The organism is Thalassolituus sp. (assembly GCF_984348125.1).
The window spans coordinates 144,984-166,176 of record NZ_CFHJLR010000002.1; the positions used below are offsets into that span (position 1 = coordinate 144,984).

Consider the following 21,193-nt stretch of genomic DNA (forward strand, 5'->3'; position numbering starts at 1 on the left):
TGTTACCCGTGACGTTTAGCGAAGTCAGCCATAAACGCGATCAATGCATCTACGCCTTCTTCTGGCACTGCGTTGTATATGCTGGCACGCATTCCGCCAACACTGCGATGTCCAGCCAGATTCATAAGACCTGCCTGTTCGCTCTCTTCAAGAAACACCTTATCTAACGCATCATCAGCAAGGGTAAATGGAACGTTCATACGGGAGCGATTGTTCAACGCCACCGGGTTGGCGTAAAAATCATTGGTATCGATAAAGCGGTACAGTTTCTCGGCTTTACGACGGTTTATCTCCGCCATGGCCTCAACACCACCCTGTTCCTTCAGCCAGGCGAATACAAGACCGGCCAGGTACCAACTGTAGGTTGGAGGAGTGTTGTACATAGATGCGTTATCAGCAGCCACCTTATAGTCGAACATCGTTGGCGTGCCAGCAATAACATCACCCAATAAGTCTTCACGAACAATTACGACGCACAAACCAGCAGGGCCAATGTTTTTCTGAGCTCCGGCGTAAATTAATCCGAACTTCGACACATCGATTTTTTCAGAAAGAATGGACGAGGAATAATCCGCCACCAAAGGCACATCGCCAGTGTCAGGAATGTAGTCAAACTCGACGCCACCAATGGTTTCGTTCGGAGTGTAATGAACATAAGCCGCATCAGGGTTGAGTTTCAGCTCCGCCTGAGAAGGCGCAGAAGTAAAATTATTTCCTTCCGTCGAGGCCACTATATTTACCGTACAGAAGTTTTTCGCTTCTTTGATCGCCTTAGTCGACCACTGCCCGGTATTAATGTAGTCAGCGGTGCTCTTAGCGCGCAACAGGTTCATAGGCACCATGGCGAACTGGCTGCTAGCACCACCCTGCATAAAAAGAACTTTGTAGTTATCCGGAATAAACATTAAATCCCGGAGATCCTGCTCAGCCTTCTCGGCCACACCAACAAACTCTTTGCTGCGGTGGCTCATTTCCATGATGGACATGCCTTTGCCGTGCCAGTCCACCAGCTCAGCACCAGCACGCTCCAGCACTGCTGTAGGCAGCGCAGCCGGTCCTGCACAGAAATTAAAAATACGATTCATAATTTTTCTACACGCTTAAAAATGCAAAGGGTTACGTTCATTACGTCTCAAATGGCGAGCTGAGGCCGCAGCAATCAAAGCCGCCAGCAAACCGAACATTGCGCCACCCACGGCGCCCAATGCTACGACAAGAAGTTTTTTGGGCTTAGCTGGCTTCAGAGGCAAGAGTGCAGGCTGATCCACATCGACCAACTCGACTTCGTTCCAATCAACGACGATACCTTCAAGAGTCGCTATCGAATTCTTAACAACAGAAAGGCCGGATACAAAAATATCTTCAGATGGAGAGTCTGAACGTTTGCGCAGTAATTCAGCTTCCTGACGAAGCGCTTGCTCTCCCATCATATAAAGAGGAGGTTCGCTACTCACAACCACATCGTTTGTATTGTAAAACGGTTTTTTCTGGCCGATGCTCGCAGCAATCTGAGCAGCTTCTTCCAATCGGGCGATCTGGCGCGCTTTCTCCGACTCGTAGACCCTACGAAAGTTATCAACCCAGGTCTGGTATAGCTCAAGTTCAGCATGAACCTTACGCTCAAACTCATCCCTGACGCGCTTCTCATGCAGAATGAGCGCGTAGGCGATGTAGTCATTCAGAACATCACGCGCTAGCTCGGCATTACTGCCCAACTTAAATTTTATAGTCAGGTAGGTGTCTGAATCTCCCTTCCCCGGATCGCTGAATGAGAACCGCGTAAGAAAATTAGCGAGATTCTGTTCTTCCGTCAGCGCTTGCGAGGAAATCAGTGGCAATAACTCTTCATCAGGCTGACTCAGCAAAAAATTATAGAAAGCCTTACGAGTTGATGCAGAACGAAGTACAGAACGCGCACTGGAAAAAGCAGCCTCAGCATCCAATTCAAAAACAGCCTCATCCGTCAAACTAACAGGCTCATCTCCGACGCCATTATTTTGTACGTCTTTAACCGACGCACTAAGGGTAAGTCTATTTCGCAGTGCTGCCTGACTAAAAGGCAGTAACTCCGACGGGGCAGCTTCAGTAATGGTCGCCTCGGTCTGGTATTCGGGCGTCGCCGTCATCACATAAGCCATTGCAAGTGCGATACCAGCCAGCAGACTACCCACCAGCCAGTACCACTTGTCACGAATATCGTCGACGAGGTCGAACAGGTCTATCTCGTCTTCATGTGACTGATGATTCATATTTTCAGTCATTCAGCTTCTTCTCCATCAGAATCAACGTCGTTCGCAGAGTCCACTTGCTCTCCGTCAAGAAGCTCAGCTTCGTCTTCATCACAGATGCGCTCAACACCAACAAGCTTCTCTTTCTCAGAAACTTTAATAAGCGTGACACCCTGCGTATTTCGACCCAGTACTGATACTTCGTCCACACGCGTTCTAACCAATGTGCCGCGGTCACTGACGAGCATGACCTCATCACCATTGAAGACCTGAACAGCGCCAACGAGAGCACCATTACGCTCGCTGGTCACCATGGCGATAACGCCCTGCGTACCACGCCCTTTCGTTGGAAATTCTTCTACGTTGGTTCGCTTGCCGAAACCACGCTGAGATGCTGTCAGAATCGTACCGTTCTCCTCGGGGACGATCAGCGAGATAACGCGCTGATCTTCCGCCAGTTTGATACCGCGCACACCGCGAGCGGTCCGGCCCATGGCACGAACATCCGATTCTTTAAAGCGAACTGCTTTACCCGCGTCGCTCAGCATCAGGATGTCCTGCTGGCCGTCAGTAATAGCGACACCGACTAGCCAGTCATTTTCGTCCAGCTCACAGGCAATCAGGCCGGATGAACGTGGTCGACTGAATTGATCCAATGTAGTTTTCTTAACCGTACCGCGAGCCGTTGCCATAAAGACGTACAGGTCATCACGGTATTCTTCCACCGGCAGAATTGCAGTGATGCGCTCGCCTTCAGAAGACAGATTAAGTACATTCACAATAGGACGACCGCGAGAGTTGCGGCTAGCCTGAGGGATATCGTAGACCGTCAACCAATACACTTTACCGGCATCGGTAAAGCAGAGAACGGTGTCATGACTGTTAACAACCAAAAGATGCTCGATGAAGTCTTCATCCTTCATCGACGTCGCCGACTTACCTTTACCGCCGCGCTTCTGTGCCTGATAAGCATCCATCGGCTGAGTCTTCGCATAGCCCGTGTGGGATAGCGTAAGAACCAGAGTTTCCTCCGGAATCAGATCGGCCATAGTGAGATCACGTTTCTGCGCAATGATCTCTGTACGACGTTCATCGCCATACTCTTCACGAATCAACTCAAGTTCTTCGCGAATCACTTCCATCAGGCGCTCAGCACTGCCAAGGATTTCGAGGTATTCTGCAATTTCTTCAAGCTTCTGCTGATACTCAGCAATCAGCTTTTCATGCTCGAGGCCGGTCAACTTCTGCAGGCGCAGATCAAGAATTGCCTGGGCCTGAACCGGTGACAGATGGTATTTCCCATCACGGAAACCGTACTCCTCTGGCAGGTCATCCGGACGACAGGCATCTTCACCTGCCCGTTCCAGCATATCCAGCACATCGCCTGGCGCCCAAGCCGCCGCAATCAGGCTCTCTTTCGCTTCGGCCGCTGTGGGCGACTTTTTAATCAGCTCAATCACCGGATCAATATTCGCAAGCGCCAGAGCAAGACCTTCGAGAATATGGCCACGTTCACGCGCCTTGCGCAGATCGTAAATTGTGCGTCTTGTAACGACTTCACGACGGTGTTTAACAAACGCATCAAGCAACTGCTTCAGGTTCAGAGTCTTAGGCTGCCCGTCAACGAGAGCAACGGTGTTAATACCGAATACACCCTGCAACTGAGTCTGAGCAAACAGATTGTTTAGTACGACTTCAGGCATTTCACCGCGACGCAGTTCAACGACAATACGCATACCGTCTTTATCAGACTCATCACGGAGTTCGGTAATGCCTTCGATTTTCTTGTCTTTAACCAGCTCAGCGATCTTCTCGATCAGGCGAGCTTTGTTGACCATGTATGGGATTTCGGTAAAGACGATGGATACTTTGCCGTTTTTCTCGTCTTCTTCGAACTGATGACGAGCACGCAGATAAATGCGGCCACGGCCAGTGCGGTAGGCTTCAACAATACCATCGCGACCGTTAATAAATGCGGCTGTTGGAAAATCCGGGCCTGGAATATATTCCATCAGATCATCGACAGTCAGATTCGGATCATCGATCAAGGCCAGGCAGCCATTCAGAACTTCTGTCAGGTTATGAGGCGGGATATTCGTCGCCATACCAACAGCGATACCAGAAGAGCCATTCACCAGCAGGTTAGGAATGCGGGTAGGAAGCACCTCTGGGATCTGTTCGGTACCGTCGTAGTTAGGCACCCAGTCAACGGTCTCTTTATCGATATCAGCCAGCATCTCATGGCTGATCTTCTCCATCCGGATTTCCGTGTAACGCATCGCCGCAGCAGAGTCACCATCCACCGAACCGAAGTTACCCTGACCATCGACCAGGGTATAGCGCATAGAGAAGTCCTGAGCCATCCGAACAATGGTGTCATACACCGCAGAGTCACCGTGCGGGTGGTATTTACCGATCACATCACCAACAACACGCGCAGACTTTTTGTAAGGCTTATTCCAGTCATTGCCGAGGATGTTCATAGCGTGCAACACGCGGCGGTGTACAGGCTTAAGGCCATCCCTGACATCAGGCAGAGCCCGCCCTACAATTACGCTCATCGCATAATCCAGGTACGATTGCTGCAGCTCGTCTTCAATATTAATTGGCAGAACTTCTTTGGCTAAGTCACTCATATAAACTCGGGCCTGTACTCTCTCCCGCCGGCGGCGGATTTCCTTTGAATGGAGTTGCCGCTCACAGAGCGACAAACAAGGGCTGAGATCATACCACAAATCGTGCTGATACCTAATGAGAGCTCCTGAATGGCTCTCTGAGACGTTTTCGCTTCTGAACGGACGTTCCCTACTGTTCAATTAACAGTCAGCCTTGCGGAACAGTTCGCACCCTGGCCTCTGCATTCGCTATAATCGCGAGCAAAGCGAATGAGGAAGCACCATGCAGGCTGATCTGCGCATTGATGCTCGCTGGGTACTGCCCCTTGGCGAGAGCAGCGAAGTATTGGAAAACCACTCGGTATACGTGACCGACGGCCGGATTGTCGGACTACAGCCCCAGAGTGAGCAAGGCCCCGAAGCAAAAGAGCATATAAATCTGGAAGACCATGTTCTGCTGCCCGGCTATATCAACGCGCACGGACATGCTGCCATGTCTCTTTTCCGCGGCCTGGCCGACGACCTGCCCCTGATGACCTGGCTTCAGGATCATATCTGGCCTGCAGAAGCGCAGTGGGTCAGTGGAGACTTTGTTTATCAGGGCACTCAGCTTGCCATCGCGGAGATGCTGCGTTGCGGCACCACGACCTTTGCCGATATGTATTTCTATTCAGGCGACAGCATCGAGGCAGCGATTGATGCGGGCATGAGGACTGTCAGCTTTACGCCTGTGCTGGACTTCCCGACGAACTTTGCTCAGAACGCAGACGAGTACATTCGCAAAACTCTGGACGTTCACAGCAAATACCGCCACCAGCCTTTAGCTCATGTAGGCATTGGTCCACACGCTCCCTACACAGTGTCAGACGAACCACTGAAAGAGATAACAACCACCGCCAGCCAGCTTCAGATGCCTGTGCAGATTCACCTTCACGAAACCGCATTCGAAGTGAGTCAAAGCGTTGAAGAACGCGGAATGCGTCCTACCCAGAGACTGGCAGAACTGGGTTTTCTCAACGAAAGTGTCAGCTGTGTTCACATGACTCAGATAAACGACATCGATATCGAGATTCTCAAACAGACCGGCGCGAATGTTGTCCACTGCCCGGAATCCAACTTAAAGCTAGCCAGCGGTTTTTGTCCGGTAGCCGCACTACTTAGCGAAGGCGTTAATTTGGGTTTAGGCACAGACGGCGCGGCCAGCAACAACGACCTGAACATTCAGGGGGAAATGAAGTCAGCCGCCATGCTGGCTAAAGCCGTTGCTAACGATGCGGCCGCCGTCCCGGCTATGGCCGCACTGAGAATGGCAACCTCTGGCAGCGCCAAAGCGCTGGGTATTGATGAACTAACGGGTTCAATAGAGGCTGGAAAGTACGCAGACCTGCAGGCAGTGCGCATAAGCGAACTGACCCAGAGCCCGCTCTACGATCCGGCGTCACAGCTTGTATACACAGACAGCAGTCGCTACACCGAATACGTCTGGGTAGCCGGCAAAGCACTATTGAGCCGGGGTGAACTGACATCCATCAACGCCAGTCAGATTCTCGAAAAAACACGCCAATGGCAAAGCAAGATTCAACCCTGAGACATGCCACCGAAGGGCATATCAGAGCCGGGTCTTAACGCGTAACAGAACAGCGGACATATTATGACTGAACTAAAAAAACTGAATGTAGATCGTGCAGAAGTTGCTAAGTTTGAGGCCCTCGCCTCCCGTTGGTGGGATCGTGAGAGTGAATTCAAACCACTGCACGACATTAACCCGCTGCGCACCAATTACATTGACCGTCACGCGTCTCTCGCGGGTAAAAAGGTACTGGATGTCGGCTGTGGTGGCGGCATCCTCAGTGAAGCCATGGCGCAACGCGGCGCAGACGTAACCGGTATTGATATGGGGGAAGCGCCTCTGAATATCGCTAAGCTGCATGCGCTTGAAAGTGGCGTCAGTGTGAAGTATCAACAAATACCAGTTGAGCAACTCGCCGAAGAAATGCCCGCCTCGTTCGACGTAGTCACCTGCCTTGAAATGCTTGAGCACGTGCCAGATCCAGCATCGATTATTCAGGCCTGCTACAAACTGGTAAAACCAGGAGGCATGGTGTTCTTCTCAACTATTAATCGAAATCCGAAAGCTTACGCAATGGCTATTATTGGCGCTGAGTACATCATGCGCATGCTTCCTGCAGGAACGCACGATTACGATAAATTCATCAAACCCAGCGAACTGACGCGTTGGTGCCGTGCGGCAGATCTCTCGGTGCTTGATATGACAGGCATGATCTATAACCCGCTGACGCAGGAATACAGCCTCAAGGATCAGGACGTGGACGTGAACTATCTCGTTGCGACCCGCCGGGAAGACGCATGACACCCGAAGCTGTTCTGTTTGATCTTGACGGTACCCTGGTCGATACGGCCTTAGATTTCTTCAATGTCGTGAACTCTCTGCGTGAGGAAGAAGGCCTGCCCGCGCTCGCTGATTCCACGATCCGCGAGCAGGTAAGCAACGGTGGAGTTGCACTGGCCTGCCTTACCTGGGAGATAGACCGGAGCCACCCGGATATTCAGGACTACCGTCAACGCTTGCTGGATCGCTACGAGAACACCGTAGGCGACAAAGCACAGCTGTTTAAAGGCTTCTCTGAGCTACTCAATAAACTGGAACAAGGTTCTGTTCCTTGGGGTATCGTCACGAATAAACCACGACTCTATACCGACCTGCTGCTGGAGAGGATGCCACTGGCCTGTAAGTTCGTCGTGTGCCCTGAAGATGTTCATAGAACCAAGCCAGCCCCGGACAGCTTGTTGCTGTGTGCATCTATGATGGAGGTTCAGCCATCTTCCTGCTGGTATGTCGGCGATCATATCCGCGATATCGAAGCCGCCAGAGCAGCGGGCATGACCAGCATCGCCGCTCTATTTGGCTATATAGAGGAATCAGAAGATCCTCAAGCATGGCACGCCGACCATTACGTCAACGATCCACATGAAATTACGGCCCTTCTGAGCGGCAAAGCCTGACCGGCAGTTGCCACTCTTGCCGCCCAGAACCCTTACGAATTATCAAAGAATCAAACGGAAATCAGAAAATGACCGCAGATAAAGAGCAAGCATTAAAGAATCGCGTCATATTAGTGACAGGCGGTGGTTACGGTATCGGCCGCGAAGCCGCCCTGACATACGCCAGAGCTGGCGCGACCGTTCTGTTGCTCGGTCGTACGGAAGAGGCTCTGAATGACACCTACGACCTGATAGAGGCCGAAGGCCTGCCTCAGGCTGCCGTACTGCCCTTCGACCTTGCATCAGAGGACGAAAGCCTCTTTGTCGAGCTGGCTCAGCTTATCGGCTCGCACTTCGGGCATCTCGACGGCGCGTTACTCAATGCATCAGTTCTCGGGCAACGCACCATGCTCGACAATTATCATTGGGACACCTGGCAGAAAGTAATGAACATCAACGTCAACGGCCAATTCCTGTTGACTAAGCACCTGATTCCTCTTCTCCGTGAAGCCCCCGCAGACGCATCGCTGATCTACACCACCAGCAGCGTAGGGCGTGAAGGCAGAGCCTATTGGGGTGCGTATTCTGTCTCCAAGTTTGCAACAGAAGGCCTGATGCAGGTCGCTGCACAAGAGCTTGAGAATACCAGTGATATTCGCGTCAACTGCATCAATCCGGGCGCCACACGCACCGGCATGCGGGCGGCAGCGTATCCTGCTGAGAACCCTGCGACGGTCAAACCAGCCTCAGAAATCATGGATCTCTACCTGCATCTGATGAGCCCAGCCTCAATAGGAACGCACGGGCAGAGCCTGGATGCTCAGCCCAAATAAACGACATCCTTCCAGGTGGCAGACTTAGTCATCAATTTGGCTCAGTTTTGCCGCTTTTTTCGTCAATGAACTGGCGTTAAATTTCACCCTATTCCCAAAAAACCTATAACCCATTGTTTTAAAACGACTTTTAATATTTTAAAACTATGGCACAGAAATCGCTTATTCCCTCACATTGATATCACCAATGTATGAGGTAGCTCATGGTCAGCCCAATGAATGGCAGAGCGGAACTGCGAGACGACAAGGTCATTACACCTTTCGGGGATCTTGCACCCCGGCCGGATATCCGCCCTGAAGTGCTGTTACGCCTGTCTGGCAAATTGCAGACCACGCTCGAACTAGGTCAGTTACTCGAGATCTTTCTCGAAGAGATTCAGCAAGCGGTTCTGGTCGACGGACTGACGTTTCATCATGAGCCCACCAATACGACATTAGCGGTTGGGCGCAACAGTCTGCACACCGCTAACTACCGACTTCAGACACAACAGGATTACATGGGTGATATGACGTTCCATCGCTCTACTCGCTTCCGCGAACATGAACTCGCTAATATCGAAGGCTTGATGACGACACTGGTCTATCCGCTGCGCAATGCGCTCCGATACCACGAAGCATTAGCTGCCGCCTTCCGGGACCCTCTTACTGGTGCAGGCAACCGGGTAGCGCTCGATAAAACCTTGAGTCGCGAAGTAGAACTCTCGAAACGTCACGACCAACCACTCTCAGTGCTGATGCTCGACCTTGATCACTTCAAGCAAGTGAACGACGAGTTTGGCCACAGCATGGGTGACAAGGTACTGAAAGAAGCGGTTAAAGCCATGACCGGCTGCATTCGCCAGACTGATATGTGCTTTCGCTACGGTGGTGAAGAGTTTCTGATCATGCTCAGCAATGCAGATCAATCAGGGGCTTTACGCATTGCTGAGCGCGTTCGCATGGGCATTGGCCAACTGTCATTTGCGGGCAAAAAGGACAAGTTACAGGTCACCGCCAGTATTGGTTGTGCAACCCTGCAGCCAAGCGATGATACAGAAGAGCTTGTGTCGCGAGCCGATACAGCGCTGTATGTTGCCAAGGACAGCGGTCGTAACCGAGTTATCAGTGATCTTGATATCGAGTACACCCGACAAGGAGATGTCACTGGAGAATCAAGCCCAGAGCAAAACCAAGAGGCTAATGGCCACTGAATACCTCGATTAAAAAAGCCGTGCATTGCACGGCTTTTTTCTGGTTAGCGCAGACCTGAGGTGCGATTAGCGCTTCCTGCGACTCGCAGTCTGGCGAACTTTCTGACGACGCATCTGGCGCAGATACTGCTCTTTTTCTTTGCCAACAAACTTCTTCACTGTACGACGACGCAGATCCACCAGATCATACAGATCGTTCACTTCTTTTTGCCCAAGCTCGACCCAGGTACCGACCGGGACATTCGCTGGCATAAAGATACAACCATAACGAACACGCTTCAGGCGGCTGACCGTAATTTCCTGGCTTTCCCAGAGTCGACGCACTTCCCGGTTACGGCCTTCCATAAGAACAACGTGATACCACTTATTCTGACCTTCGCCATCAAAATAACGAACGTCGGTAAAGCTGGCCATGCCGTCTTCGAGCAACACGCCCTCTTTCAGGCGATTGATCATATCCTGATCAACGTCACCACGTACTCGTACGGCGTATTCGCGGTCGACACCACTCGAAGGGTGCATAAGCTTATTCGCAAGCTCTCCGTCGGTAGTAAAAAGCAACAGACCGCTGGTATTGATGTCCAGGCGGCCGACATTGATCCAGCGCTCATTCTTTGTTTTCGGCAGATGATCAAAAACGGTCGGTCGACCTTCAGGGTCATCACGGGTACAGACTTCACCAACGGGTTTGTTGTAGGCGATCACACGGGTATTAACCCCTGCTTCTTCAACAGATACCGCACGGCCATCAACGCGGATATCATCGTTGCGCCCCGCTCGGTCTCCGAGCTTGGCCCGCTCACCATTCACCGTTACACGACCGTCTGCTATCCAGCGTTCAGCTTCACGACGGGAGGCGACACCTGTCAGCGACAGTAATTTCTGAATACGCTCATTCATTGTCAGATTCTTTTTCCTGAGCAGTGACATCATCATGTTCGTCACTGCGTTGTGTTTCGTCATTCTCTTCCGTGGTCTCCTCCGCGGAAGAATGCTGTTCTTCGAGTCGCTGCAATATCTGCCCGAGATCCCGGACCTTGCGCGGCTCTCCTTTACCGGGTTTGCCTTCTACCGGTTCGAATACGTTATCTTCTACTTTATCAACCAGTGCCGAGGCCGCCGCCAGGTCATCCTCAGTCTGACTGAGTACTTCGGCGCCGCGTTCTTCTCGTTCTTCATCACTGGTAAAGTCATACCGGTCAGGCGTTGGCCGGCGTGCTTCGGCATCATCGCCCAGCTCAAGCCGGCGACTGGTGTCTTCCAGTTCGCGAATCTCCATTAAAGATGGCAGATCCTCCAGCGACTGAAGGCCAAAATAGTCTAAAAACTCTTTCGTAGTGGCATACATGGCCGGGCGACCAGGCACATCACGATGCCCGACAACACGAACCCAGTCCCGCTCCAGCAGTGTGCGGATCGTAGAACTGCTGACCACGACACCACGGACATCTTCAATGTCCCCACGAGTAACCGGCTGACGGTACGCGATCAGGGCCAGTGTCTCAAGCAAAGCCCGTGAATAACGCTGCGGTTTCTCTTCCCAGAGACGGGCAACAAACGGTGCTGTCTCTGTACGGACCTGCAAACGGAAGCCAGAAGCGACCTCTGACACCTCTATTCCACGTCCGAGAAGGTCTTTGCGCAGTTCAACTATCGCATCAAGAAGCTCAGAGGATGTCGGCTCCATACCTTCCGCAAACAGGGTTTTCATCCGCTCAACAGACAATGGCGCGCCTGCGGCCATCATGGCTGCTTCCAGTATATTCTTAAGCGGTGGCGTGCTCATCCGTACCCCTCAATTTCACATGTATCACGCCGAGCACCTCATGCTGCACAAGGTCGAGTAAGCGCTCTTTGATCAGCTCCAGTATCGCCAGAAAACTGACCACGACGCCCAGCTTACCCTCCTCCGGTGCAAACAGCTGACTGAAAGGAACAAAATGCCCGCCTTTCAGTTTTTCGAGAATATCAGCCATTCGCTCACGGGTTGAGAGCTGCTCGCGCTCAATCTCATGATGTTCAAAGCGCTCTGCCCGACGCATAACCGCTGCCATAGCGAGCATGATTTCGCGCATATCGACCTCAGGGTGAATACGCTCCTGAATTCTGTCCGGAGCATCAACATCAGCGACAAAGATATCTCGCTCAAGCCGGGGAAGCTCATCAATCTGCTCCGCTGCAGTACGGAAACGCTCATACTCCTGCAGGCGGCGAATCAGTTCAGCTCTCGGGTCTTCTTCTTCGCCATCCTCTCCCTCGGCTTTTTGCCTCGGCAGTAACATCCGGCTCTTAATTTCGGCCAGCATGGCCGCCATTACCATGTATTCGGCGGCAAGTTCGAGCTGCAGGGCCTGCATCATACTGATGTATTGCATGTACTGCTCAACAATATCCGCGACATGCACTTCAAGGATATCGAGATTCTGTTTACGGATCAGATAGAGCAGCAGATCCAGCGGCCCTTCAAACTGTTCAAGGATAATTTCCAGAGCGTCTGGCGGAATATACAGATCGAGTGGCAGTTGCGTCATTGGCTGCCCCTGCACGAGTGCAAACGGCATTTCGCTCTGACGGGCTTTACTGGTTTTCTCTGATCCGTTTTCTTCCATAGTGATCTCAGCGATAGGCTAAGCCCATCGCATCACGTACTTCTTCTAACGTTGCCCGGGCAGCATCCCGAGCACGCTCTGTACCTTCAGCGATGATGCTGTGCACCAGGTCAATGTTCTCTTCGAAGTCCCGGCCCCGTTGTCTGATCGGTGCTTGCTGAGCAATGATCTTGTCAGCAACGCATTGTTTACATTCAATACAGCCCCAGCCAGCACTGCTGCACTTATCGTGCACTTCGATGAGTTCAGCCCCTTCGGTGTAAACCTGATGGAACTGCCATACAGCACAGGCCTCTGGCGTACCAGGGTCCGCAAGCCGCACCCGGTTGGGGTCTGTCGGCATATTGCGGAGTGCCTTCTCAACCGTTTCCGGCTCCGCTCTCAGCGGAATAATATTATCGTGGGTGTTGGACATCTTACGTCCGTCCAGCCCCGGCATTTTCGCCGCCTGTTCTGCCAGCACATGCTGAGGTTCCGGGAGGATGGCGACACTGTCTCCTTCAAGATATCCGAGCAGTCGCTCTTTATCTGACAGCGTCAGCTTATTCTGCTCACGAATCAACGCCTGAGCCGTTGCCAAAGCGTCTGTATCGCCGTGGCGTGTGTGTGCAAGACGCAGCTCGGTATAAAGCTTTCCGGTCTTCTTGCCCAGTTTCCTGATTGCCGCCTCTGCATTGGCAGCAAAATCCTCTTCTGAGCCGTAAAGATGATTAAACCGACGGGCGATTTCGCGGGCCAGTTCGACATGAGGCGTCTGGTCCGCACCCACCGGCACCAGTCCAGCACGATACGCAAGCACATCGGCACTTTGCAGTAATGGATAACCCAGAACGCCGTAACTGGCCTTATCCTGCTCCCGGTTAGATTCAATGAACTCTTTATAGGCTGGCGCCCTTTCTAGCCAGGCGAGAGGCGTGATCATAGACAGAAGAAGGTGCAACTCCGCCTGCTCTGGCACACGACTCTGAATAAACATATGGCTAGCACCAGGATTCACGCCGGCGGCTAACCAATCAACCACCATTTCCCAGGTGCTTGAAGCGATGTCTTCCGGGGAGGCGTAACCGGTAGTAAGGGCGTGCCAGTCGGCAACAAAGAAAAAGCAATCGTACTCGTGTTGCAACTTAACCCAGTTTTTCAGAACACCATGATAGTGCCCCAGATGTACCGGGCCAGTCGGGCGCATTCCGGAAACCACCCGCCTCTGCGGATCCACTGTACTCAAGCCTGCTTCCTCTCTTTGCTTCGTATGTATTCGTTTTTACGCTGACTCGGCAGCGATGTCACGCTCTGGTAACCACCGCTACCGCTCAAAATTACTTGAGACCGGAAATGCCGATGGCTTCACGTACCTGCGCCAGCATAGGCTTGCTGACGGCACGCGCTTTCTCAGCTCCCTTTTGAAGCTCAGCCTCAATGTCGGCTGGACGCGCAAGAAGGTCTTCATAGCGCTCGCGGGCCTCGGCGATTTCTTCATTGATCAGAGCAAAGAGTTTCTTCTTGGCATCGCCCCAACCAATACCTTCTTCGAAAGCACGACGCATTTCAGCGGTCTGCTCCTGCGTCGCAAACGCTTTCCAGATCTGGAACACGGCTGATGTATCCGGATCTTTTGGCTCACCCGGCTCAAGCAGGTTGGTTTTAATCTTATTGATATGCTTCTGCAGCTTCTTCTCTGGCAGAAAAAGAGGAATGGTATTGCCGTAACTTTTACTCATCTTACGACCATCCAACCCCTGCAGAATGGCACTGTCTTCGTCTACCTGATAATCCGGCAAAGTGAGCAATGGCTCTTTCTTGCAGTAGATATGGTTGAAGCGCTGCGCCATATCACGGGCCATTTCAACGTGCTGAATCTGATCTTTACCGACAGGCACCTTGTTTGAACCGAACATCAGGATGTCCGCCGCCATCAGAACAGGGTAACTGAACAGCCCCATGGTAATGGCCTTATCCGCGTCCTCACCTTCTTCAACATTGGCATCAACAGCAGCTTTATAAGCGTGAGCACGGTTCATAAGCCCTTTCGCGCACACGCAGTTAAGCACCCAGGTCAGTTCCGGAATCTCTGGGATGTCAGACTGGCGATAGAATACGGCGTTATCTGTGTCGAGTCCGAGAGCCAGCCAGGTGGCGGCAATCTCTTTAGTCGACTGATGGACAGCTGCAGGGTCCTGGCACTTGATCAGCGCATGGAAATCAGCAAGGAAGTAGAAGGACTCATTATTGGTATCGCGGCTGGCTTCAATCGCCGGACGAATAGCACCGACATAATTACCCAGGTGGGGAGTCCCGGTGGTCGTGATACCGGTTAAAACACGCTGTTTGCTCATTGGAAGAACCCGTTACATCCGTTCAATCGTAAAGGGCGCAATGATAGCGGTTTTAACCGGTGAGTCACAGGGCCGGTAACCTGCGGGTTACTTACTTAATTTACTCGGCAAAGGCGCTGGCATCGCCCACGCCCTGACGTGCGATCTCAGGAACGTCTCCGGTCATATCGACGACGGTCGTCGCTTCAAAACCGCAGAAACCACCATCAATGACCACATCCAGCTGATGCTCCAGCGTGGCGCGGATGTCATACGGGTCAGAAAGAGGTAGTTCATCTCCGGGCATGATCAGCGAACTCGTCATCAGAGGTTCGCCGATTTCTTCAAGCAGCGCCATCGCGATCGCGTTATCAGGAACACGGATACCAATCGTCCGCTTTTTAGGATGCATCAACAGGCGAGGCACATCACGGGTTGCTGGAAGGATAAAGGTAAATGCCCCTGGCGTGTGCGATTTGAGCAGCCGGTATTCGGTATTATCAACCTTTGCGAAGGTCGACAATTCAGAGAGATCACGACACAACAGAGTGAAGTTATGCTTAGATCCTAACTGGCGTAGCCGCGTAACACGCTCCGTCGCGGCTTTATCGCCCAGGCGACAGGCCAGCGCATAAGCGCAGTCTGTCGGAATAACTGCCAGCCCGCCCTCACGGATTATGTCCGCCGCCTGCTTAACAAGACGTGCCTGAGGGTTTTCTGGGTGGATCTGAAAAAACTGGCTCAAAATAAATCCTTCAATAGTTCAATTAGATGGCTCTTTGCTTATTGCCACAAAGACCATACTGGCGTGACATCTTTAGGGAACGCTGGCATAACGCCCAGATCAAGCCCAAAACGGTTCGGCCCATGGAAATCACTACCACATGAGCCCATCAGGCCCATATCTTTTGCCAGGGTCGTCATCTGACCGCGTTGATTGTTGTCCATCTGTCCATAAGCGACTTCGACGGCGGAGCCCCCTGCCTCAATAAAATCAGACATGCAGGCACGGAGCTTAGTTCGCGTCATCTTATACAGATGCGCGTGCGCCATAACAGCCACGCCGCCAGCATCAACGATCCATCGCACCACCTGCTCAAGTTCAGGCCAGCTGGTTTTCACATCACCGACTTTGCCCGAACCCAGGTATTTAGTAAAAGCCGCCTGCATAGAAGGTACCCAACCCTGATCGACCAGGTAGCGGGCAAAATGGGGACGTCCCACAATATCACTGCCTGCATACTCCCGCACTGAGTCCATACAGATATCCTGCTTCAGCTTTTTGCCGACTCGCTGGGCAATTAACTCACAACGCTCATTGCGCGCATTCAACTGAAACGCCTCGGCTTCCTTCATTGCCGCAGAGTCTACATCCATGTTCAGGCCCACGATATGTATCGTCGCACCGCCCCACACGCAGGACAGCTCGATCCCCGGTATCAGACGCAGATTCTTTTTTTCGGCCATATCACGTCCCTGACGGAACCCTTCGAGAGTGTCATGGTCTGTGATGGCCAACGTTTGAATGCCACGTTCTGACGCCCGCTCCACCAGCTCGGCTGGGCTCAGGCTGCCATCGGAAGCAGTAGTATGGCAGTGAAGGTCTATCACGGAGTTCACGATTGGACGCTCTGGGTGGCTTACGACATAATGCAGACCATTGTAAATGCACAGCCGCCACATAGCGAATAAGCGATTTTGAGCCATATTTTCTCTTGTGAGCGAGAAAACCTGTCCATACCTTCCGAACAACAGAATAAGTGATACAACGAGGAAACCGTAATATGTGGTACGCCATTATCAGTCAGGACATCGAAAACAGCTTGCCACTGCGGAAAGAAGCCCGCCCCGCCCACCTTGAACGACTTGAAGCGCTGAAAAACGAAGGTCGGCTCCTGATTGCGGGTCCACACCCTGCCATTGATAGTGAAGACCCAGGTGAAGCAGGCTTCACCGGCAGCCTGGTCGTCGCTGAGTTTGAATCACTTGAAGCAGCACAGGCATGGGCAGATGCCGACCCATACGTTGCAGCGGGCGTGTACGCAAACGTCGTCGTCAAACCGTTCAAAAAAGTATTACCTTAAACAGTACCCACTGAAGCCAAGAAGACCAACAAGATCAGTGACGGAGGACTCAATGAAGTACATGATCAGCCTGCTACTCGGACTCATGCTTGCCAGCCAGGCAGCACAAGCTGTCGAAAAGCGTTATGTAACCGACAAACTGTATATCCAGCTACGCTCTGGCCCATCTAATGAGTATCGGATTCTGAAAGTCGTTCAGAGTGGCGAGCACCTTATCTACCTTGGCGAAGAAGGTGACTTCACACACGTGAAAACAACGAAAGGCGTGGAAGGTTACGTACGTACTCAATACCTGGTTAACGAACCCGTAGCCAAAGAAAATCTGATTCTGGCAAATCGTGAACTCGATAATATCAAAGCTGAACTCACAACCGCCCGGAACCAGGTAGAAGAACTTACGCAAGAACTCGAAACGGCCAAGTCTGAACGCGCAGATGCCAGTCGCTCCAGCACTGAGTTAGAGCGCGAACTCGAACGCATCCGTACTATTTCAGAGAATGCCGTCGCGCTTGACGAAAAAGCACGAAAGCTGACCCGAAAAACACAGGAGCTGGAACTTCAGGTGAGTACACTGTCAGCGGAAAATCAGGAACTTCGTGGCGACAGAAGTCTCTCTTATCTGATCTACGGCGGTGGTCTGGTTGTCGTAGGTATTATCGGTGGCCTTATTCTACCGGGTCTCCGCGGTCGTCGTAGTAACAGCGGCTGGGCATAAAACAGATACATTTAATAAATAAGGAAAATTTCATGCGTAAGTTTTTAATGCTGGCACTCCTGGCAATTCCTGTCTTCAGCGCGAGTGCGGAAGAGACCGTCTACGTCGGTCTGAACACCAGCGAAGGTTATATTGAGCTGGCACTCGATAAAGAGAAAGCACCAATTTCTGTTGAAAACTTCGTTACCTATGTTGAAGAAGGTCATTACGATGGCACCATCTTCCACCGTGTAATTAAAAATTTCATGATCCAGGGTGGTGGTTTCGATGCCTCAATGAACCGTAAACCAACCCGTGCGGCGATAAAAAACGAAGCTAAAAATGGTCTTAAAAATAAGCGCGGTTCGGTTGCAATGGCTCGTACTGCAAGCGTAGACAGTGCCACCAGCCAGTTCTTCATTAACGTAAAAGACAATACCTTCCTGGACCATGGCGTACGTGATTACGGCTACGCAGTATTCGGCGAAGTTGTTAAAGGTATGGATGTGGTCGATAAGATTACGGAAACACGCGTCGGCCGCCGCGATCAGCCAGCAGAAGATATTATTATCAACAGCGCTGTCATCGTTGAAAAAGAGAGCGAAGAAGCACCCGCGCCTCTGATTGAAAACTGAAGCCCTATGCGGATGATCGACCCACAGTCGTCAGCCGCGAGTCTGTCAAAGTAACACTGCCAGAAGAACCGGCAGGAATGCGAACGACAGAAAGGTCGACACGACCACTAACCCGGCCACTGCGCCGGGTTCTTTGTTATAGCGGACGGCAAAAAGGTAATTGAATACCGCCACAGGCATCGAACTCTGGATGAGCACCACGCCCCGAGCGACGCCCTCGAGCTCCATAAACCAGCACACAACCAACCCGGCTGCGAGACCGCCGAGTATCCGTATCAGGCTGTATAAAAATGCCTTCCCCCACCCGCTGACCTGCAGACCATAGAGCGATACACCAAGGGTAATCAACATAAGGGGAATGGTCATACCACCGATCAAGGCCACCGCGTTATTCAAAAATTCAGGCAAACGCGCGCCGCTGATAACAAGAATCACGGAAAGCAGAATTGCATACATAATAGGCATACGCGCTACACCACTTAGTCCTCCGGCGTCTTTTCCTCCTGCAAGCAGAATACCTACTGGGAAATGCGCGACAGACAACATCATAAAAAATGCCAGTGCCAGAGCCAGCCCCTGCTCGCCAAATGCCAGCATACAAACAGGAAGCCCCATATTGCCGACGTTCGGAAAAAGAAATGACGGCAAATACGTGCGGACACTGTCCCCCAGCATACGCGGCACTATGATGCCCGGAAGTGTCATCAAGACCGTTACCAGCACGCATGCCAGAGCTGTCTGACCGAAGACCTGAGGATCAATATCGACCTGCCCTAATACCGATAACATCAGGCAAGGCGCGCCTATATTCAGCACCAGGCGGGACACAAAATCACTGTCGTAGCCAGTGCGGGTATGTGCCCATATTGCGCCCAGCAATGCACAGAGCACGACAGGAAAGAGTACGGTTGCTATTTCAATCATCATAGCCGGGAGTATACCGCTCCTTCGTCAGCTTTATTACAATACGCACCGAGAAACCGGACGGATGAGAAATTTGAGCATCAAAGAAACAACCACGGGTGATACCGATACGGTCCTGAGGCATCCAGACCTCACCTGGAACGAGCATGGCCTCCCGGTGGCTGATGACTTCGACGACCCATACTTTTCAGTTGAGAACGGCTTGGAGGAAACCCGCTACGTTTTTCTGAAACAGAATGGCCTTCCGCAGCGCTGGCAGTCTCACCAGGCGCCCTTCCGCATTATTGAGACCGGCTTTGGCACCGGGCTCAATTTTCTTGCTACCTGGCAGGCTTTCCAATCCACTCGTGGCGAGAATAACTGGCTGCACTTTACCAGCATCGAAAAATTCCCGTTAAGCCGTGAACAACTGCAAAAAGCACTGGCCCTGTGGCCGGAGCTTAGGGAATTATCAGACAGGCTTATTGAAGCTTACCCTCCGGCATTAAGAGGATTCCATACTCTCAAATGGCCGGATGAGCGGGTCTCTTTGACGCTGATTTTTGATGATGTTCATTCTGCTCTCCCCCAACTGAATGGCCCGGTTGACGCCTGGTTTCTTGATGGTTTTGCCCCAGCGAAAAACCCTGCGATGTGGTCTGACGCGCTGTTTTCTGAGATTCGACGCATTAGCAGAAACCCTCGCTCAAATCGAATACCGACGGTGGCGACCTTTACCGCAGCAGGCGTGGTCAGGCGAGGGTTAAAAGGCGCCGGTTTTAACATCGCAAAAGTACCAGGCTTCGGCCGCAAAAGAGAAATGCTCGCAGGCAGGTATGCGGCAACCACCGGCCCAGAGCAAAGTCGGTTGCATAACCATCTACCATGGCAACTGTTTCCTGCACCACTTACAGACGCCAGCAAAGTCGTCGTTGCAGGTGCTGGTCTCTCTGGCTGCACCACAGCGCGAGCGCTGGCAGAGCGTGGTTTCCGGGTCACGCTGTGCGACCCTGAAGGTATCGCCAATGGGGCCTCAGGGAATCCACAAGGCGGACTTTACATAAAGCTGGCCGCAGACGATCAGGCAACCCATTCTGATTTTTATCGTCAGGCCTATCTGCTCGCTCTGAAAGAAGTCGAGCGTATGCTGGAAGCTCCAGTAGAGAATAATAAAACCTGGGATGCCTGTGGCGTACTACAGCTCGCCTACAGCGCTAAAGAAGAAGTGCGTCAGCAACGCTTCATAGAGCGGCATAAACCACCCGCTGAATTCGTAGCGTCTGATAGCGAAAAGAAAGGGCTGATCTTCCCAGCGGCCGGATGGGTATCTCCGGCTGATTTCTGCAAAGCTCTCGTCAACCACCCGAATATTCAGTTTATTACCGCCGCAGTAACAAGGATAACCGGCGAACAGAATGCACTGGCCATTACTACAGACTCTGGTGACCTTGATGCCTCTGCGATCGTAATAGCAACAGCCCACCAAGCGAATGAACTTGCTGGTGAGCATAGCTACCTGCCAACCAAAAAAATTCGTGGGCAGCTTACTTATCTTAATGCTGATGCATTACCAACGGCAGATACCGTACTCTGTGCGCGCAGCTACATGGCACCGCCACTCAACGGGCGCCTCGTACTCGGTGCTACCTATAACTTAAAAGATGAAGAAGCAGAGCTTCGGGACTCGGATCATCAAACCAACCTGAGCCATCTCTGTGATTTTGGTGCTGAATGGGAAACTGCTGCGAACTCCGCTGAAATTATTGGTGGCCGTGTGGGCTTTCGCTGTACAACACCGGACTACCTGCCGATGGCGGGACCACTGGTTGTTAAAGATGAATTCGTAAAGCGCTTTCGCCCGATGACCAAAAACGCGAAGCGCATCCCTCGTGAGCCTATGCCCTGGATGAGCGGAGTCTGGTTGAATATTGGCCACGGCTCGCGAGGACTGGCGTCCTCTTCTTTATGCGCAGAACTGATCGCCGAACAGATGGCTGGTGATGCCGTCAGTACCAGTCAAACCGTGATCGATGCTTTGGCACCAAACCGGTTTTTATTGCGGGATTTAATCCGCAATAAATTATAAA

20 protein-coding genes are annotated in these 21,193 nt (G+C 52.0%); 9 read left to right on the forward strand and 11 right to left on the reverse strand.

Annotated features, from left to right (window positions below; all coding sequences use genetic code 11):
* Window positions 1-2: 2 nt before the first annotated feature.
* From serC to gyrA, 3 genes are read right to left on the reverse strand one after another with little or no spacing between them, the layout of a single operon-like run.
* Complete coding sequence (serC, locus tag AC5E51_RS02125) at window positions 3-1,085, reverse strand: 3-phosphoserine/phosphohydroxythreonine transaminase (protein ID WP_301377496.1); 1,083 nt, start codon at window positions 1,083-1,085, stop codon at window positions 3-5.
* A gap of 15 nt (window positions 1,086-1,100) precedes the next feature.
* On the reverse strand, window positions 1,101-2,261 hold the full coding sequence (locus tag AC5E51_RS02130) for a Wzz/FepE/Etk N-terminal domain-containing protein (protein ID WP_491778027.1): 1,161 nt from the start codon (window positions 2,259-2,261) through the stop codon (window positions 1,101-1,103).
* Window positions 2,258-4,864, reverse strand: coding sequence for a DNA gyrase subunit A (gene gyrA, locus AC5E51_RS02135; RefSeq protein WP_068434454.1), 2,607 nt, complete (start codon window positions 4,862-4,864; stop codon window positions 2,258-2,260). The genes AC5E51_RS02130 and gyrA overlap by 4 nt, the downstream gene beginning before the upstream one ends.
* Window positions 4,865-5,126: 262 nt before the next feature.
* Between gyrA and AC5E51_RS02140 the strand changes: the two genes are divergently transcribed.
* From AC5E51_RS02140 to AC5E51_RS02160, 5 genes are all read left to right on the forward strand, one after another.
* Window positions 5,127-6,431 carry a TRZ/ATZ family hydrolase gene (locus AC5E51_RS02140; RefSeq protein ID WP_491778028.1) on the forward strand — a complete coding sequence of 435 codons (1,305 nt, stop codon included), beginning with the start codon at window positions 5,127-5,129 and terminating at the stop codon, window positions 6,429-6,431.
* Window positions 6,432-6,494: 63 nt separating this feature from the next.
* Window positions 6,495-7,214, forward strand: a complete 720-nt coding sequence (gene ubiG, locus AC5E51_RS02145; RefSeq protein ID WP_068434447.1) for a bifunctional 2-polyprenyl-6-hydroxyphenol methylase/3-demethylubiquinol 3-O-methyltransferase UbiG — start codon at window positions 6,495-6,497, stop codon at window positions 7,212-7,214.
* Window positions 7,211-7,867 carry an HAD family hydrolase gene (locus AC5E51_RS02150; protein WP_491778029.1) on the forward strand — a complete coding sequence of 219 codons (657 nt, stop codon included), beginning with the start codon at window positions 7,211-7,213 and terminating at the stop codon, window positions 7,865-7,867. The genes ubiG and AC5E51_RS02150 overlap by 4 nt, the downstream gene beginning before the upstream one ends.
* 68 nt (window positions 7,868-7,935) lie before the next feature.
* On the forward strand, window positions 7,936-8,679 hold the full coding sequence (locus tag AC5E51_RS02155; protein WP_491778030.1) for a YciK family oxidoreductase: 744 nt from the start codon (window positions 7,936-7,938) through the stop codon (window positions 8,677-8,679).
* 203 nt (window positions 8,680-8,882) lie between these two features.
* A complete protein-coding gene (locus AC5E51_RS02160) occupies window positions 8,883-9,869 on the forward strand; it encodes a GGDEF domain-containing protein (RefSeq protein WP_491778031.1) in 987 nt (328 codons plus the stop codon).
* 66 nt (window positions 9,870-9,935) lie between these two features.
* Here AC5E51_RS02160 and rluB read toward each other — a convergent pair whose 3' ends face one another.
* The 7 genes from rluB to AC5E51_RS02195 all read right to left on the reverse strand — a co-directional run bounded on the left by rluB (window position 9,936) and on the right by AC5E51_RS02195 (window position 16,497).
* On the reverse strand, window positions 9,936-10,769 hold the full coding sequence (gene rluB, locus AC5E51_RS02165) for a 23S rRNA pseudouridine(2605) synthase RluB (protein WP_068439579.1): 834 nt from the start codon (window positions 10,767-10,769) through the stop codon (window positions 9,936-9,938).
* The gene (gene scpB, locus AC5E51_RS02170) at window positions 10,762-11,655 is read right to left on the reverse strand and encodes an SMC-Scp complex subunit ScpB (protein ID WP_076516014.1); all 894 of its coding nucleotides are present in this window, start codon (window positions 11,653-11,655) and stop codon (window positions 10,762-10,764) included. The genes rluB and scpB overlap by 8 nt, the downstream gene beginning before the upstream one ends.
* A complete protein-coding gene (locus AC5E51_RS02175) occupies window positions 11,636-12,478 on the reverse strand; it encodes a segregation and condensation protein A (protein ID WP_076516012.1) in 843 nt (280 codons plus the stop codon). The genes scpB and AC5E51_RS02175 overlap by 20 nt, the downstream gene beginning before the upstream one ends.
* 7 nt (window positions 12,479-12,485) lie before the next feature.
* The gene (locus AC5E51_RS02180; protein ID WP_297532160.1) at window positions 12,486-13,703 is read right to left on the reverse strand and encodes a tryptophan--tRNA ligase; all 1,218 of its coding nucleotides are present in this window, start codon (window positions 13,701-13,703) and stop codon (window positions 12,486-12,488) included.
* A gap of 91 nt (window positions 13,704-13,794) precedes the next feature.
* Window positions 13,795-14,811, reverse strand: coding sequence for a tryptophan--tRNA ligase (locus AC5E51_RS02185; protein WP_068439571.1), 1,017 nt, complete (start codon window positions 14,809-14,811; stop codon window positions 13,795-13,797).
* A 100-nt stretch (window positions 14,812-14,911) separates the two neighbouring features.
* Window positions 14,912-15,535, reverse strand: a complete 624-nt coding sequence (locus AC5E51_RS02190; RefSeq protein WP_068439569.1) for an L-threonylcarbamoyladenylate synthase — start codon at window positions 15,533-15,535, stop codon at window positions 14,912-14,914.
* Window positions 15,536-15,573: 38 nt separating this feature from the next.
* Complete coding sequence (locus AC5E51_RS02195; protein WP_491778032.1) at window positions 15,574-16,497, reverse strand: PHP domain-containing protein; 924 nt, start codon at window positions 16,495-16,497, stop codon at window positions 15,574-15,576.
* 77 nt (window positions 16,498-16,574) lie between these two features.
* On the opposite strand from AC5E51_RS02195, the gene AC5E51_RS02200 reads away from it, so the two are divergent.
* Genes AC5E51_RS02200 through AC5E51_RS02210 form a run of 3 tightly spaced genes read left to right on the forward strand, consistent with a single transcriptional unit; the run spans window position 16,575 to window position 18,203 of the window.
* Window positions 16,575-16,874, forward strand: coding sequence for a YciI family protein (locus AC5E51_RS02200; RefSeq protein ID WP_301377517.1), 300 nt, complete (start codon window positions 16,575-16,577; stop codon window positions 16,872-16,874).
* Window positions 16,875-16,926: 52 nt separating this feature from the next.
* Window positions 16,927-17,589: a TIGR04211 family SH3 domain-containing protein gene (locus tag AC5E51_RS02205; RefSeq protein ID WP_068436203.1), complete on the forward strand. Its 663-nt coding sequence runs from the start codon at window positions 16,927-16,929 to the stop codon at window positions 17,587-17,589.
* 32 nt (window positions 17,590-17,621) lie between these two features.
* The gene (locus tag AC5E51_RS02210) at window positions 17,622-18,203 is read left to right on the forward strand and encodes a peptidylprolyl isomerase (RefSeq protein ID WP_491778033.1); all 582 of its coding nucleotides are present in this window, start codon (window positions 17,622-17,624) and stop codon (window positions 18,201-18,203) included.
* 45 nt (window positions 18,204-18,248) lie between these two features.
* Here the strand turns inward: AC5E51_RS02210 and AC5E51_RS02215 are convergent, their stop codons facing one another.
* Entirely contained in the window at window positions 18,249-19,130 is an 882-nt protein-coding gene (locus AC5E51_RS02215; RefSeq protein ID WP_297532168.1) for an AEC family transporter, read from the reverse strand.
* A gap of 70 nt (window positions 19,131-19,200) precedes the next feature.
* Here AC5E51_RS02215 and mnmC point away from each other — a divergent pair, with 70 nt between their 5' ends.
* Window positions 19,201-21,192, forward strand: coding sequence for a bifunctional tRNA (5-methylaminomethyl-2-thiouridine)(34)-methyltransferase MnmC2/FAD-dependent 5-carboxymethylaminomethyl-2-thiouridine(34) oxidoreductase MnmC1 (gene mnmC / locus AC5E51_RS02220; protein ID WP_491778034.1), 1,992 nt, complete (start codon window positions 19,201-19,203; stop codon window positions 21,190-21,192).
* Window position 21,193 lies beyond the last annotated feature (1 nt).